Annotated in this window: 14 protein-coding genes; 8 read left to right on the top strand and 6 right to left on the bottom strand. The window is 47.4% G+C overall.

The genetic code is table 11. From position 1 onward, the window contains the following. Positions 1–164: 164 nt before the first annotated feature. A complete protein-coding gene (locus tag QUA00_RS11725) occupies positions 165–824 on the bottom strand; it encodes an ATP-dependent Clp protease proteolytic subunit (RefSeq protein WP_190741967.1) in 660 nt (219 codons plus the stop codon). A 406-nt stretch (positions 825–1230) separates the two neighbouring features. On the opposite strand from QUA00_RS11725, the gene QUA00_RS11720 reads away from it, so the two are divergent. The 4 genes from QUA00_RS11720 (at position 1231) to thrB (ending at position 5238) form a co-directional block, all read left to right on the top strand. Then, positions 1231–2466 carry a VWA domain-containing protein gene (locus tag QUA00_RS11720; protein ID WP_333409718.1) on the top strand — a complete coding sequence of 412 codons (1236 nt, stop codon included), beginning with the start codon at positions 1231–1233 and terminating at the stop codon, positions 2464–2466. Between the two features lie 591 nt (positions 2467–3057). Then, positions 3058–3624 carry a Uma2 family endonuclease gene (locus QUA00_RS11715; RefSeq protein ID WP_333409716.1) on the top strand — a complete coding sequence of 189 codons (567 nt, stop codon included), beginning with the start codon at positions 3058–3060 and terminating at the stop codon, positions 3622–3624. A 3-nt stretch (positions 3625–3627) separates the two neighbouring features. Next, a complete protein-coding gene (locus tag QUA00_RS11710) occupies positions 3628–4125 on the top strand; it encodes a tetratricopeptide repeat protein (protein ID WP_333409714.1) in 498 nt (165 codons plus the stop codon). 90 nt (positions 4126–4215) lie between these two features. Next, complete coding sequence (gene thrB, locus QUA00_RS11705; protein ID WP_333409713.1) at positions 4216–5238, top strand: homoserine kinase; 1023 nt, start codon at positions 4216–4218, stop codon at positions 5236–5238. A 282-nt stretch (positions 5239–5520) separates the two neighbouring features. Here thrB and QUA00_RS11700 read toward each other — a convergent pair whose 3' ends face one another. Continuing rightward, on the bottom strand, positions 5521–6768 hold the full coding sequence (locus tag QUA00_RS11700) for a response regulator (RefSeq protein WP_333409712.1): 1248 nt from the start codon (positions 6766–6768) through the stop codon (positions 5521–5523). A 466-nt stretch (positions 6769–7234) separates the two neighbouring features. Here QUA00_RS11700 and QUA00_RS11695 point away from each other — a divergent pair, with 466 nt between their 5' ends. Next, complete coding sequence (locus QUA00_RS11695; protein WP_333409750.1) at positions 7235–9937, top strand: endonuclease MutS2; 2703 nt, start codon at positions 7235–7237, stop codon at positions 9935–9937. Between the two features lie 159 nt (positions 9938–10096). Then, positions 10097–11038 carry a site-specific DNA-methyltransferase gene (locus QUA00_RS11690; RefSeq protein WP_333142145.1) on the top strand — a complete coding sequence of 314 codons (942 nt, stop codon included), beginning with the start codon at positions 10097–10099 and terminating at the stop codon, positions 11036–11038. 348 nt (positions 11039–11386) lie between these two features. Here QUA00_RS11690 and QUA00_RS11685 read toward each other — a convergent pair whose 3' ends face one another. Both QUA00_RS11685 and QUA00_RS11680 read right to left on the bottom strand, forming a co-directional pair. Then, positions 11387–11545, bottom strand: coding sequence for a hypothetical protein (locus tag QUA00_RS11685; RefSeq protein ID WP_333306964.1), 159 nt, complete (start codon positions 11543–11545; stop codon positions 11387–11389). Next, on the bottom strand, positions 11538–11750 hold the full coding sequence (locus QUA00_RS11680) for a helix-turn-helix transcriptional regulator (RefSeq protein WP_333103771.1): 213 nt from the start codon (positions 11748–11750) through the stop codon (positions 11538–11540). Before QUA00_RS11680 ends, QUA00_RS11685 begins: the two co-directional genes overlap by 8 nt. A 398-nt stretch (positions 11751–12148) precedes the next feature. Between QUA00_RS11680 and QUA00_RS11675 the strand changes: the two genes are divergently transcribed. Both QUA00_RS11675 and QUA00_RS11670 read left to right on the top strand, forming a co-directional pair. Beyond that, on the top strand, positions 12149–12754 hold the full coding sequence (locus tag QUA00_RS11675) for a DUF3038 domain-containing protein (protein ID WP_333409749.1): 606 nt from the start codon (positions 12149–12151) through the stop codon (positions 12752–12754). Positions 12755–12801: 47 nt separating this feature from the next. Continuing rightward, positions 12802–14556 (top strand): DUF4335 domain-containing protein, encoded by a 1755-nt coding sequence (locus QUA00_RS11670; protein ID WP_333409711.1) that lies wholly within the window; start codon positions 12802–12804, stop codon positions 14554–14556. Positions 14557–14766: 210 nt separating this feature from the next. Here the strand turns inward: QUA00_RS11670 and QUA00_RS11665 are convergent, their stop codons facing one another. After that, positions 14767–14958 carry a hypothetical protein gene (locus QUA00_RS11665; RefSeq protein WP_333306970.1) on the bottom strand — a complete coding sequence of 64 codons (192 nt, stop codon included), beginning with the start codon at positions 14956–14958 and terminating at the stop codon, positions 14767–14769. Further along, entirely contained in the window at positions 14924–15307 is a 384-nt protein-coding gene (locus tag QUA00_RS11660; protein ID WP_333142142.1) for a VanZ family protein, read from the bottom strand. The genes QUA00_RS11665 and QUA00_RS11660 overlap by 35 nt, the downstream gene beginning before the upstream one ends. Positions 15308–15354: the final 47 nt, after the last annotated feature.

The following is a 15354-nucleotide window of genomic DNA, read 5'->3' as shown; positions in this document are numbered from 1 at the left end:
GGGAATCGGTAATTGGGAATTGTTAGTCATAAAAAGACTATTGAATAACTAACCAGGGTAGAAACTACTAGCCATTAACCCTTAATTATTACTCATGCCCATTCCCCATTTCCTATTACCCATTCCCCATTCCCCATTCCCGATTCCCCATTCCCCATTCCCAGTTAGATGACTCCAGCAGGCAGCGGTTTCGGCAATTCTTCCGAACTTTCAAGAACGCGATCGATCAAACCGTATTCTTTAGCTTCATGGGGCGTCAGGTACAGCAACCGATCCATATCTTTAGTAATCTTTTCGATCGGTTGGCCAGTACAGCTTGCAAAAATCTCAAGCATCGTCGCTTTATTTGCCAGCACTTCCTTAGCCCGAATTTGAATGTCACTTGCTTGACCCCGCGTGTAAGCCTTGGGTTGGTGCAACACAATCGAAGCGTGGGGCAAACTCGCCCGAAAGCCTTTTGTACCAGCCGCTAACAGCATCGCAGACATCCCCATTGCCGAACCGAGGCAAATAGTGTGCACAGGCGGCTTAATGTACCTAATCGTATCGCAGATAGCGAAGGCTTCTGTTTCAAAGCCGACGGGTTCGCCACTGTAACCAGAAGTGCCGGTCGAGTTGATGTAGATTTTGATCGGCTTATCCGGGTCTTCGTACTGCAAGAACAACAGTTCAGCGATAATCAGTTCTGTTACCGCAGGCACCAGAGGCATCCCCAGATAAACGATCCGCTCCTTCAGCAACAGGGATGGCAAATCGGGAGGTGGCGTCCGAGAGTTCCCTTCCCCGTAGTATGGCGATTGCACTGCTTTAATGGGTGTGTTCATCAGAAAAATGAGTCTGAAACCCCGTCCTTCTAGGACGGCTTTACATTGGATTGGGGTGGAGGGGTATGGTTGCCCCTCCGTGGAGATGTGGTCTTCTCCAAAACTCCCTTACGGGTAAAGTTAGCACGCGCCTTTGTTTTTAGAGCTTGTTAAACTTGCAGCACTGTTTCAGTGACCTTAAAACTGTTTAACTGCAAATGACAGGGCAGGGGACTAGCTTCGCATCCCAGGGTGTCATGACTCAAAAAACGTAGACCTCGAAAGTCTTAGGCTGGTCAGGACGGCTCGCAAGAATCTCTTACAAGCCTCATGCACTTAGGCTGAGGTTCCTGACATAACCGAAATGTTGCCTGAACTGATGGAGCTATTCTTAAAGAAATACTAACGCAATCTTTAGGTATCCCGCATGAAAGTTAGTTTGCTCCCGGTTTTAAACGACCCGAACCTTGACGCTGCTGCGCCCTCGACCCAGCGCCAGCTAGCGATTTCGGTGTCTGCGACGGCAAGCTCGATCGACTCCAGCGTACCCTTAAACCTGTGCCTGATTCTCGACCACAGCGGTTCGATGGGCGGACGCCCCTTGGAAACCGTCAAACAAGCCGCCGGACGCTTGCTAGACCGGTTGAAGCCCGGGGATCGCTTTTGCGCGGTGGCTTTCGACCATAAAGCCAAAGTCCTCGTCCCCAATCAAATTGTGGGAGACCCCAGTAGCATTAAACGGCAAATTGAGCAATTGCGATCTGCCGGTGGCACAGCAATTGATGAGGGCATTAAGTTAGGTATTGAAGAGTTGGGCAAAGGTAAAAAAGAAGCTATATCTCAGGCATTTCTGCTGACTGACGGCGAAAACGAACACGGCGACGACAGCCGGTGTTTGAAGTTGGCTAAATTGGCGGCCGACTACAACATGACTTTAAATTCTCTGGGATTTGGCGATAACTGGAACCAGGATATTCTGGAAAAGATTGCTGATGCAGGCGGCGGTGCTCTGGCTCACATTCAGCGTCCTGAAGATGCGGTTGACGAGTTTGGTAAACTGTTTAGCCGCGTCCAAGGTGTAGGTTTGACTAATGCTTATTTGCTATTTTCCCTAATGCCAAAAGTGCGGTTAGCCGAACTCAAACCGATCGCCCAAGTTGCCCCGGATACGATCGAATTACCGGTACAGCAAGAGGGCGATCGCTTTATGGTACGTTTGGGAGATTTAATGAAGGATATAGAGCGAGTAGTTTTGGCTAATATTTATATTGGACAGTTGCCCGAAGGTACACAGGCGATCGGGCAATTGCAAATTCGCTACGACGATCCGAGTGTCGGTCAAGGTTTGCTTTCCGATCCTGTTGCACTTTCCGCTAATGTCCTAAAAGTTTATCAGCCGGCACTTAACCCGATGGTACAGCAGCACATTTTAGCTTTGGCTAAATACCGCCAAACTCAACTGGCCGAAACTAGATTGCAACAGGGCGATCGAGCCGGCGCGGCGACAATGCTGCAAACTGCTGCGAAAACTGCTCTGCAAATGGGCGATAAAAGTGCCGCAACTGTGCTGCAAACTTCTGCTACTCGTTTGCAGTCTGGTGAACAATTGAGTGAAGCAGATCGCAAGAAAACTCGGATTGCTTCTAAAACTATTTTGAAGTAATCGCGCGATTTGAAATTTTAAATAATTTTAAATTGGGCGATCGAACAATTTGGCGATGCGAAATCGCGTCTACAAAAACGAAACCCGCGCCCAGGCGGGTTTCAATATTCTGAGTCTCGCCTGCAAAAAGCGAAATTTCAGTGTATGGCGATTGTTTCAAGCCGTGGATCGTGTAGAAGCTCGATCGTTTAGAATGTTTCTATCACCTATCAAGAGTGCTTGTGTCAGTAACTCAGCCCTAAAGGGACTGAGCTTGTAAGAGAAATCGAACCAAGCTGTACTGACCCGCCTAAGTCTTCACTGACTACGTTATTTAGGTCACGACACCGGAGAATGCGACGCTAGTTTTCCGCTCTGTCGCTTGTAGTTAAACAGTTTTAAAGTCACTGAAACAGTGCTGCAAGCGCAAAAAGCCTTTATAACCTTGGCAAAGCGAACTTTACTCCTTCATGAGAACGAGGCAACCATACCTCACCAGAGGGGCAACCATACCCCTCTACCCCGTAAGGGGATTCAAGGCGATTGAAATCGCCGAGTCGTTTTCCTCTCTAGGCTCAAGCCTCGCTCGTTTCCCACTTACCGAGTTTTCTTATGAACCCGACAATATCGGATAAAGTACGCTGGACTAGCGCCGATTTAGAGCTATTGCCCGATAACGGCGATCGCTATGAAATTATTGATGGGGAGCTATTTCTGACTAGAGCACCGCATTGGGGGCATCAAAAGGCTATAGGCAACCTCTACCAAGAACTTAATACTTGGTCGCGAGAGACTAATTTAGGAGAACCAGGAATAAATCCTGGTCTTATTTTCACGGACGCTGATAACGTCATTCCTGATCTAGTTTGGGCGAGCAATGAACGCTTGGCTATCTTGCTAGACGAAGCCGGCCATTTAACCGCCGCACCCGAGTTAATTGTTGAAGTATTATCCCCCGGTGCAGACAATCAGAGACGCGATCGAGATTTGAAACTCAGACTCTATTCGGTGCGAGGAGTGCAGGAATACTGGCTTGTGAATTGGCAATTGCAGCAAATAGAAGTTTATCGCAGGGAACAAGCAAGTTTAAGGCTGATTGCTACGCTGTTGAGCAATGATGAACTAACTTCGCCTTTGTTGCCCGGTTTTAGTTGTTCTGTCGCTCAAATTTTGGCCTAAATTATGAAATCATCATTTTTTTACAATTTAATTGCTACTATAGTAATCTTTACTATCTTTGGTAATATATCCCCTGCTGTCTCTGCTAAATCCTCAGCAATATTAATAGCTCAAAAAACGATTGTTCAAAATCCTGCTGAAGATTTATTCAATAGTGCTTTAGCCAAATCAGAGGCTGGAGACATTCAAGGGGCGATCGCCGATTACACCGAAGCTATTCGCCTCAACCCCAACTACGCCAAAGCCCACAACAAACGCGGCATCATCCACGGCCGCAATCTCAAAGATTATCCAGCAGCTAAAGCAGATTTCGATCGCGCCATTGAAATTAACCCCAACTACGGCGACGCCTACTACAACCGCGCCAGAGTCCGCGAGTTCTTAGAAGACAAAGACGGGGCGATCGCCGATTATCAAAAAGCAGCCGAACTCTATCAAAAAGACGGCAATACCAACGATTATCAAGATGCGATCAAGCATCTTCAAATGCTGCAAGAATAGAGTGCTTTTGAAAACATAGTATAATATCCTTCGATCTGCGTTCATCCGCATTCATCGGCGGTTAAACATTCCAAATTAACTATTCAAAAAATGCCCGAAACTTCCACCGTTACCGTTACTGTACCCGCTACAACCGCCAATTTAGGCCCCGGCTTCGACTGCATCGGCGCCGCTTTAAGCCTCTACAACCGCTTCCAATTCTCCCGACTCGAACCCTCAGCAACCGAGAAACTAAAAATTACTGTTACAGGCAAAGAAGCCGCCAAAGTCAAGACAGATGACAGCAATCTCGCTTATCTAGCCTTTGTCAAGTTATACGAACACCTGAACCAATCGCCGCCGCCCGTAGCCATACATATACATATGCAAGTGCCGCTGGCTAGAGGTTTAGGAAGTTCCGCCACAGCTATTGTCGGTGGGTTAGTGGGTGCAAATGAATTAGCCGGTGCGCCTTTGAGTCAGGTGGAAGTGATGCAATTGGCGATCGAACTTGAAGGACATCCCGACAACGTTGTCCCCGCTTTATTGGGAGGATGTCGCCTCGCTGCTAGCAATGCACCCCCCCTTAGTAAGGGGGGGCTAAGAGAAGAATTCCCCCTTACCGACGCGGGGCTCACACAATCACCCCCCCTTAGCAAGGGGGGGCAGGGGGGGGGTTCCTGGCAAATTTGCGATATTCCCTGGCATCCGAATATTGTGCCCGTGGTAGCCATCCCCGATTTTGAACTGTCTACAGCCGAAGCCCGCAAAGTTTTGCCTGCAGATTACAGCAAGGCTGATGCGATTTTTAATGCTGCACACCTCGGTTTGCTAGTGCGGGCTTTGGAAACTGGCAATGAAAACTGGCTGCGCTGCGCCCTCCAAGACAAAATTCACCAGCCTTACCGGCAATCTCTGATTAAGGGATATGAAGCGGTGCAACAAGCTGCCCTGAATGCAGGGGCCTATGAAATGGTAATTAGCGGTGCCGGGCCCACGCTTTTAGCTTTAACGGATGTGGCTAACGCTGAGGCGGTTGAGAGGGAAATGGCGGCTGCTTGGATGGAATTTGGGGTAAAGGCTGAGGTGCGTGCGATCGGCCTCGATACTCAAGGCGCGCAAGTCTCCCTTTAATTATTCCACTCCTAGACACACAACATCTACATAACCGTGTTTTGTAGGGGCAATCCCCCGTGGTTGCCCCTCTCCAGGGAATTATTCATATTTCTATTCTCGACCTCTCTCCTTCAAATCTCTTGAATATCAACTCAAGTCTCTTCTCGATAACTTCTGCTATTCCCTCTACAAAATTTTACATAAAAAAAATCCAGTCATTGTAGGGGCGGATTCACCATAATCTCAGGCTCAAACCAACAATCGCAAAAACCCGCCCCCACCAACGGTAAATACTCTTAATTAACTGTGACGCAGCGGAAGCTCTATCTGAATTTTAGTGCCTTTACCCGGTTCGGAAAAACACTTGAACTCTCCTTTGTGCTGCTCTACAATTATCCGATAGCTGAGAGCAAGTCCCGATGATATGGGTGGTTCCGCAGGTTTTACTCCCAAAAATGGATCGGAAATTTGGGCTGTGATATCTTTGCTATGTGCGATGTCGTTATCAGCAATCTCAATCGAAATTCGCTGAGCATCGACTACCTGAGTGGTAATCAAAATCACGGGCTTAAATTTGATGGATTCCAACTCCTCTAACTCTTGAGCCGACTCTTCCAAAGCATCGATCGCGTGATTGATGATATTCAGAAAAGCTTGATTGAGCAGACCTGCATAACACTCAATCTGTGGCAAATTGCCGAATTGTTTCATCACCTTGATGTCTCGCCTTCCCTCGCGAGCCGGCAAGCGGTGCTGCAACAACAACAGAGTATTTTCTAAACCGTCGGAAACATCAAATAACTGCCAGCCCGATCGATCGCTGCGGGAAAAATCCTGTAGCGACAAAATTATTTGGCGGATGCGATCGCTCCCGGTACGCATGGAACTCACAATTTTTAATAAATCGTCGAGTACGAATTCCACATCCATATCTTGCTGCTTTTGCAGAATTTCCGATCCGGGATTGACTAGCTCTTTTTGATACAATCGCAGCAGTTCAATTAAATCGGTCGCGTAGCTTTGGACGTGAGTTAGATTGCTGTAAATAAAAGTAATTGGGTTGTTAATTTCGTGGGCTATCCCAGACACCAATTCGCCCAAACTAGACATTTTTTCAGTTTGCAGCATTCGATCGCGCGACAGATCCAATTCTTGCTGGGTTAACTCCAACTGCGCCCTCAACTCGTGCGATCGCTTAGACGCACGCACCCGCGCCAATAATTCCTGCTTAACTATCGGTTTAAACAGAAAATCGTCAAAGGGCGCATCCAATGCTTGAACTTCATCAAATTGCTCCGGTGTTGTCAGCAGAATAAAATAGGCTGCCGCCAATTCTCGCTCGGCTTTCACCAGCCGGCACACCTCCAAAAAGTTGATTTGAGGCGAACTCCCGTCGCAAATTATCGCATCGGGGGACAATTCCTTCGCCAACTCTAAACCCTCCTTATCGTCGGGAACGACTCTCACCTGATGTCCCTCTTGGCTGAGTAACTCTTGGACAACTTGAAAAGTCACAGTATCCGCGATGATCGCCAGAATCTTTGCCATACTTCTACCACCTCCACAAATTACTTTTTAGGATACAACCGCCAGAATTGCGCTGACAGATTTAAAATTCCAAAATAGTTCAATTACATCAAAAAACAGCCCATACCCGCTCCCTCAAAACCAAAAATAGCTTATACCATTTTAGATTTTATATTTTAGAGTAAAAAATTGGGAAGGACTTACTGTATAATAATAGTTGGGAGCTTGCCTAAATTTGCATATTTTTTGGGGAATGGTATCACTAGAAGGTATAATTTTAGACGGGTAATGCAAAAATGCCAATTTTCTCCTTCGTAATTAATGTTACATCAGAGCTTTCGGTCGAAAGACTGCTGAGGGCGATCGCAGATACTTTCTCAAATTGCGCCAGGAAACAATAAAAAACTTTAAAATTAATTAATAGTATCGTTAAATTCACCTTCTCGGTCAGCGCCTGGGAATGCCAATTACCAACACCACCTCAACTTTGATTCAAGCCGAAACACTAGAACTATTAGAATGGCCGCGCCTGTGTCAGCACTTGGCTACCTTCGCGGCCACCAAACTCGGCGTCGCCGCCGCCCTTGACCTCGCAATCCCGGCAACTCAAGCTCAAACAGCAGAACTCCTCGCTCAAACTCAGGAAACTTATCAGTTAGAGAGCCGCGCTGGCGGTGCTTTGAGTTTTGAAGGAATCCAAGACATCGGCACTTCCCTGCAGCGAGCCGAACTCCAAGGTTTGCTCAGCGGCGAAGAATTGCTGGCAATTGCTACTACCCTCGCCGGAGCAAGGCAATTGCGCCGGATAATTGACTCTCAGGCAGATGTGCCGACGCTCAAAGAACTGGCAGCCCAATTGCGGACTTATCCCGAACTAGAGCAAGAAATCCATCGCTGTATAGACGATCGCGCTCAAGTAGCAGACAGAGCCACTCCTAAATTAGCAGGAATTAGAGTTCAAATGCGACAGTTGCGCGATCGCATTTATCAAATATTGCAGGGGATTTTGCAGCGCCAATCCAACGCCGTACAAGAACAGCTAATTACCCAAAGAAGCGGACGCTTTGTCATTCCCGTCAAAGCTCCCCAAAAAGATGCCATACCGGGGATCGTTCATGATTCCTCGGCCAGCGGCGCGACACTCTACGTAGAGCCCCACAGCACAGTCAATCTTAACAACCAAATGCGGCAGTTGCTCCGGCAAGAACAAGCCGAAGAAGAAGCAGTCCGCCGCGCCCTCACGGAGCAAGTCGCAGCAGTAAAACCCGATTTAGACAGATTGGTGGTTGTAGTTACAACTTTAGATTTAGCGGCCGCTAAAGCGCGTTATAGTTTTTGGTTGCAAGCAAATCCGCCGAAATTTATCGAATTGGGAGAGCCAGAATTAGCACCAAAAAATCCTGAAAAAGAAGATGAGGAAAAAGAAGAAAAAGAAGATGAGGAAAACTCAGAAAACAGTCAATTATTAATTCGCAACCTGCGATCGCAAATTACCCTGCGCCAGTTGCGCCATCCTTTATTAGTTTGGCAGCAACAGCACGAGCAAGGCTTTCCAGTCGTGCCGGTCGATTTAACGATCGGGCCGCACATCCGCGTCGTCGCCATCACCGGCCCCAACACCGGGGGCAAAACTGTCACCCTTAAAACCTTGGGCTTGGCAGCTTTAATGGCGAAAGCAGGAATGTTTGTTGCCGCCCGCGAACCCGTAGAATTGCCTTGGTTCGACAATATTTTGGCTGATATTGGTGACGAACAATCTTTGCAGCAAAGTTTGTCTACTTTCTCCGGCCATATCCGCCGCATCAGCCGCATTTTAGAGGTTTTACAAAATAAATCCCCGGCTGAAGGGGAAGAAAAATCAAACCTTCCAATTACTAATTCCCACCAGCAAGACGAAGAAGTCACAGATACACAGAACACTGTTTCTGCTCTCCCAATTCTCAAACCTAAATTACAAATTCCCCAACCCCAAATCCCAATTACCAATTCCCAATTACCAATTCCCAAATCTTTAGTTTTGTTAGACGAAGTAGGAGCGGGTACAGACCCCTCAGAAGGCAGTGCATTGGCGATCGCCCTGTTGCAATACCTCGCCCAACATTCCCTATTAACAGTTGCAACTACCCACTTTGGCGAACTCAAAGCCCTCAAATATCAAGACTCCCGCTTTGAAAATGCCTCAGTAGAATTTGACGACAATTCCATGCAGCCAACCTATCGCTTGCTGTGGGGAATTCCCGGACGTTCCAACGCCCTCACTATTGCCAAAAGACTCGGTTTGCTAGCATCCATAGTCGAAGAAGCTCAAACCTATGTCGGGGGAGCCTCTCAAGATGTCAATCAAGTGATTGCTGGACTCGAAGCACAGCGCCGGAAACAGGAAACCAAGGCCAGAGAAGCAACTCAACTGCTACACCAAACCGAAAAACTGCACAGAGAAGTTTCTCAAAAAGCAGCCGCTTTGCAAGAGCGGGAGCGAGAACTAAAAATAGCTCAGGAAGTGGCAGTAAATGAGGCGATAGGGTCGGCAAAATCAGAAATTGCTCAAATCATTCGTCGCTTGCAGTCGGGCAACCAGACGGCTCAAAATGCCCAAGAAGCGACAGAAACCTTAAATCAAATTTCCCAAAAACACCTGCCCTCTCGACAGCAACCGGCTAAACCCAAACCGAGTTTTATGCCGAAAGTGGGCGATCGCATCCGCATTCCCAGCTTGGGCCAAACCGCCGAAGTCCTCAGCGGCCCCGATGCTAACGAAGAGTTGAGCGTTCGGTTTGGGATTATGAAAATGACTGTCAAACTAGGAGAAATTGAATCCCTAGACGGTCAAAAACCCGAAACTAAAGCTCAATTAGCCAAGGCGGCAGCCCAAGCACAAGCACTCGCTACCGCTAAAGCTAAGCAAGCAGCGGCGGAATCTCCAAAACCCAATCCCGAAATTGCCATTCGCACTGCTAATAATTCGATCGACCTACGGGGTGCGAGAGTCTCAGACGCAGAAATCGAAATAGACAGAGCTCTTTCCAAGGCCGTGGAATACGGAGTGCTATGGATAATTCACGGCAAAGGTACGGGACAGTTGCGGCGCGGGGTTCACGAGTTCCTCGCGAATCACCCGCAGGTTTCCCGCTTTGAGCTCGCCAGTCAAAAAGAAGGGGGTGGAGGTGTAACGGTGGTTTATTTGAAATAATCAAAATTTACGCATTTCCGGTTGACTCGTAATTATATAGTTGTCTGCAGCAAAACAAGTCGCAACGAACATATCATACTGATGCAACCGGAATGGATACTAGACTGCAAATGTGGAATAATTAAGAGTTGCTTTCCCACTTTAGTAACTGCCTGACTAATGAAAAAAACTCCCTCAAATGAAGTTTTGGTTGGCGACTGTCGTGAAGTGATGAAGACATTGCCAGAAAATTATATTTCTGCCTGTATCACTGACCCACCTTATAATTATGAATTTATTGGTCATAAATGGGATGACTCAGAAATTCAAAGGCGGATTGAAAGAGTCAATGGCAAGAGAAATAAAACCCTTGTTAAAAACATTCCCTATGGCAGTGGTTTAGCAGGTGGAGTCAGAAACGAAAAATGGTATCAAAGGAATCGCAACAACACTCTGGATTATGAAAAGTGGTGCTTTGAGTGGGGTGAGCAGCTTTTTCGGATCTGCAAACCGGGTGCGACAGTTTTAGTTTTCAATAGCACACGAACGGTTGCTCACGTACAAGTAGCACTTGAAAGTGCTGGTTTCTATGCCAGAGATATTCTTGTTTATAAAAGATCGAGTGGTATTCCTAAAGGTGTCAATATCAAACAACAGTTAGAGAAGAAAGGATATGAAAATTCTGAACAATGGGATGGTTGGCACAGTTGTCTGAGGAACGAATGGGAAGCAATCTGCGTACTTCAAAAACCACTGGTCAATAATTACTTGGAAACTCTACAGGAGTATGGTACTGGTCTATTTTATACTAAAGATCAGTTTGGTGGTTTTCAGTCAAATATTTTAGAAGGTATACAGCGTGAGAAAACCGAGGAGTTTAACGTCCATTGCACAGTTAAACCAATCGCTCTAATGAGAAAGCTGGTCGAAATATTTGTACCGCGTTTGGAAAATTCTATTCTAATCGATCCTTTCGCAGGATCGGGAACTACATTGCTGGCGGCGAAAGAATTTGGCATTAGGTATGTTGGCATTGAAATAGTACCTGACTACATAGAGATTATTAACAAGCGCCTTGATAGTTTCAGCGGTATACAGGGAATTCTCCCACTTTTTCAATAAGAAATGACTTTAAATCAAACCCGCTTATTGTTTGTATAAAATTAAACGAATCGTCCCCAGTGTAAACTTTCCAAGTCCCTACTTGGCACGCTGTAATAGCTGCGGGCAAATTATCTTGTCTAAGTATTAAAAATACGGGTTCGTAATTATAAGTACGAAGTAGTGGGCCATAAGATTTGAACTTTTTCAGTGTTCCAGAGTCTCCTGAGCCAATACGATATTTTGTATCTATTGCGTACCCATCAACAATCAGATCGCACGGCTCATCGCTTCCAACTTTAAATGCTGGCTGAAAGCTACTGCAATATGTTTTACACGTTTCAGTAACTAACAATTGCCAACACATACCTAACTCTTCCAATATTGCCTATTTTCTTTTTTTATTATTGGAGAAATACCAAACACATCCATTAAGATATCGTGTTCTTCATTCTCTTCTGCATAAATTTTTTCGGTAAATGAGTTTTGGTATCTTGCTAAAATTTGCTCTAGTCTTCTTTCAGTCATCAGCAGTTACCAGATCAGCTAGACTAACGGATAATGCCTTGGCTATTTTGCTGGCATTAAGTAGCGTTATATTCCTTTCACCTCGTTCAACTGAACCAATATAGGTGCGATGTAATTCAGATAGTTCTGCAAGCTGATCTTGGGAAAGATTTCTGAGCTTTCGGAAATGTCTAACTTTTTTACCAAATTGCTCCGTAATATCCATAGATTGCGCCAGATGAAGCAATCACAACTATAATCTGACAGACTATAAGTAGCGACAGACTATAAGTAGCATTCGAGAGCGCTAGGATCTTTGCATTGATATAAGTCCCGATCGTTTCAAAGCACTGATTTGATTTCGGTCACTCTGCGGCGTAGGATGGTTAGAAGTAAAAATCTCTGGGTTTTGCGGATTGCGATCGATCGAACTTGAAACCGCAACTTTTCACCCGCAACTTTTCACCCGCAACTCCGTCCAGCAGTTAGGATTGCCGGAATCAAAGCAACGAGCTATGGAGACAAATTAACAGATGTGCTGTTGCCCACAGGCCGCAAAGCTTGAATCACGGCATACTGTTTGATATCCAGCCTCAACCAGTCTTAATTTCCCGTGCTGAAGCCATGCGCTCGACCGTAAAGCCCTCCGCTCCCACAAACGAAAGGGGCCAATCTCCCAACTGGGAAGAATTGACCCGAAAAGCACCAGAACCTACCCAGTTGGACAACATTAAAGCCCAACTGGATTTAGTGCTGTTAGCCCTAGAAGCACTGGCAGAAATTGGCTCAGAGGCGATGCTCAAGGTAGCAGCCGAACTGAATTTAGAGCCAATGGTAGCCGATCGGGTAGCTTTGTGGCGGCTGCGCCAATCTAACCCGCTGCGGAAAGGCCACGGAGGGCGCAAAAAACTAGATGTGGAGGAAGCTCGATCGCTCGTTTTGATAAGCTGTCATTTGGCAAAACAGCACCAAGCTTTAATCCGCCGCGCTGTTGCTTTGCTCGAACAAATGGCAGAGCAAAACCGCGAACCTCACACAATCGCTTTGTTAGGAGATTATATTGACAGGTTCAGCAACACTTATGGCTCGCGCATGGAAGATGCAGACAATTTATCGGCCCGAGAACTGACTGATTTGGCGCTCAAACTCCTGATCGATTTGCTATTTTACAGCAGTCCCGGCGGCCACCGCCGCCTCTGGCTGGCACTTCTAGATCGCGCTAAAAATTAAGCTAAGCATAATGGGAACGAGAATCACAAACATCCGGAACAGGCAAGATGCCTGTTCCACCAGAAAATTTATTTATTGTGGAACAGGCATCTTGCCTGTTGCTAAAAAAGCTTGTTAAGAATGCTGCAAAATATCAGATAAAACATAGTTATTCCCTCTTCCTTCTTCCTTCTTCCCTCTTCCTTCTTCCTTCTTCCTTCTTCGCTATGGTTCTCAAACGGTACACGCCCCCCACTTGCACGCTGGAAATCGCAGCCAAAAGTTCGCCTCTATCTCGCTGGGCGGGCCAACCCGTGTTTAAATCTTTAAGTTTCGAGCTGCGACTCGACGACCCCAGGCTGCCAGATAGCCAACACGTTACTCTCAGGGGCGATCGAATTCAACTCGAAACCCTCCACGAAGCTGTCAGCACCTACGTCCAAAACTTGCTCGGCGAATCCCGCGAGTGGGAAAGCAACCTCAACTCTCAAACCGATCGTACCGCTGCAGGTCCAGACTCGCCAGAAGTCGGGCGTAATGCCGTTATATTCGATCGATCCGTCCACACTTCCGAACTAGCAACCTCCGCCCCAAACACAGCCTACCTTCCGGTTCCCCCCCGCTTAGAGCCCCGCGGCTTGCTCGCCCACAACTTGTTTTTAGGCTCTTTGAGCGCCGCAGAATCCGGGCCAGTAGTTCCCTTGAGCACCCTGCAACTGTTTGACTTGGCCACAGCGCTAGATGACTGCGCCGCCGAAGTGATGGCGCTTCCCAACCTCAACCGCGAGTCCCAACGGCCGCTGTCCTCACCCTGGCTCAAGGTGGCAGCAATGCTGGTCGCCAGCGCGGGCCTGACGACTGGAATCATCAAAATGCTCGATCGAACCGCCACATCCCCGCAAACCGCCACAGCCCCCGCCACAGCCCCCGCCAATCCACAATTGAGCACCGCTCCCGGAAACCCCCAGTTAGCTGCCGGCGTTTCCCCCAGTCCAGTTCCCGCCCTACCGACACCCCCAGCACCAACACCCGCAGCCACACCCGGTTTACCACCGCTGCCGCCCCCGCCCATCAACACCGCCGCCTCCCCCAGCCCCAGCTTGCCCCCCATCGCCCTCGCGCCAACTCCCCCCACCAACAAACCCAGCCCCATCCAGCAGCCACCCCTGCTATTTCCCCCCAACGGCCGCGCAGCCAGCGCCCCACAGAGCGCCCCAGCATTCCCTCAAGGGTCAACAATCACTATTCCCGCCCCCGAAGAACCGCCCCAGGGCCGCCCCCAAGCACCCGCACCAGTACCCTACGTGCTGCCCCCATTACCGCCGAGACTAGCTCCCGCCGTACCGCCCCCCCTGCCTCCATCCCTGTCTGCTTCCCGATTTCCCGTTCCCCCGCCGCAACCCTTCCCCCGCCCCATCGAGCCGATTGTCCCCCCCGCCAGTACCGAACTCCCAGCCCTTGAGGACGCTCAACCGCCTGCGGAGTCTGAGGATAACAACCAGGTGGCGGCTAGCAAAAAAAACCACACTTTATTTGATACCATTCCTCAAGTTTCAGAAGCTAGAACTTACTTTGAGGAACGCTGGAAGCCTCCTGAAGGAATGGAACAAACTTTGGAATACAGCGTGCTGATCGATGAAAATGGGTCAGTTCAAAGTATTGTGCCGATGGGAAAAGCAGCAGCAGATTATATCGAGCAAATTAATATGCCATTAGCCGGCGAGCCGTTTGTTTCTGCAGTTTCTAATGGAAAAAACCCAAAAATTCGAGTTGTTTTGAGACCAAACGGTCGAGTACAAACCTTTTTGGAAGAGAGTGATTAAACGCTCTCAAACACATTGTCGAGATGGGAAATCCCGGTTAATTGCTAATCTTAAACAAGTTCAAAAAAAATCAATTTTTAACTGCGACAGCAGCAGCCAGCCTATTGACAGTTGCTCCCGTTTATGCTGCACATATCTCTTGACCCGTGCGGGCAGAGTCACCAGTAAAAAAATTTGCTGACACTCGTCAACTGATGTGCATTGCACACCCTACAAACTTCCTTTTTCCTTCTTCCTGACATCCGTTACATCCGTTACAGAATCCGTTGCCGAACTTCCTTCTTCCTGACATCCGTTACATCCGTTACAGAATCCGTTGCCGAACTTCCTTCTGCCTTCTGCCTTCTGCCTTCTGCCTTCTATATCATCAATGCCCTTTTTTTCTATCCCAAACTTCTCCAATCCAATAAAAAATTGCAATCCCGCCAAAACTAAATAAAAAATCTTCAATACTAGCAGTACGATTGGGTAAAATCGCTTGCAGCATTTCTTCCGCAGCAGTGAAAATAGTAAAAATTGCGGGCCCGAAAGGAATTGAATAATTAAACAAATTCATATTTTTTTTGCCACTTGCTCTATGGCACAAAAAAGATGCTATTCCGTACAAAATAAAGTGGCCGAGTTTGTCATAAGGCGGATGAGCTAGAGGAAAGTTGACTAATTTCCCCGTACCTGCTAAAAGCATAATACTGAGAAGAATTAAAACGTACACAAAACAAGCAACTATCCAGAATTTTTTAGAGAAGTTCATCTTTTTTTTGCCGATACCGACTAGACACAAACCAAGGCAGCCCAACG

Origin of the sequence: Microcoleus sp. T2B6, assembly GCF_036700475.1 — a bacterium.
Taxonomy (GTDB): Bacteria; Cyanobacteriota; Cyanobacteriia; order Cyanobacteriales; family Microcoleaceae; genus Microcoleus.
Note: the sequence above shows the minus strand (reverse complement) of the source record. Positions and strands in the feature narration are given on the sequence as shown.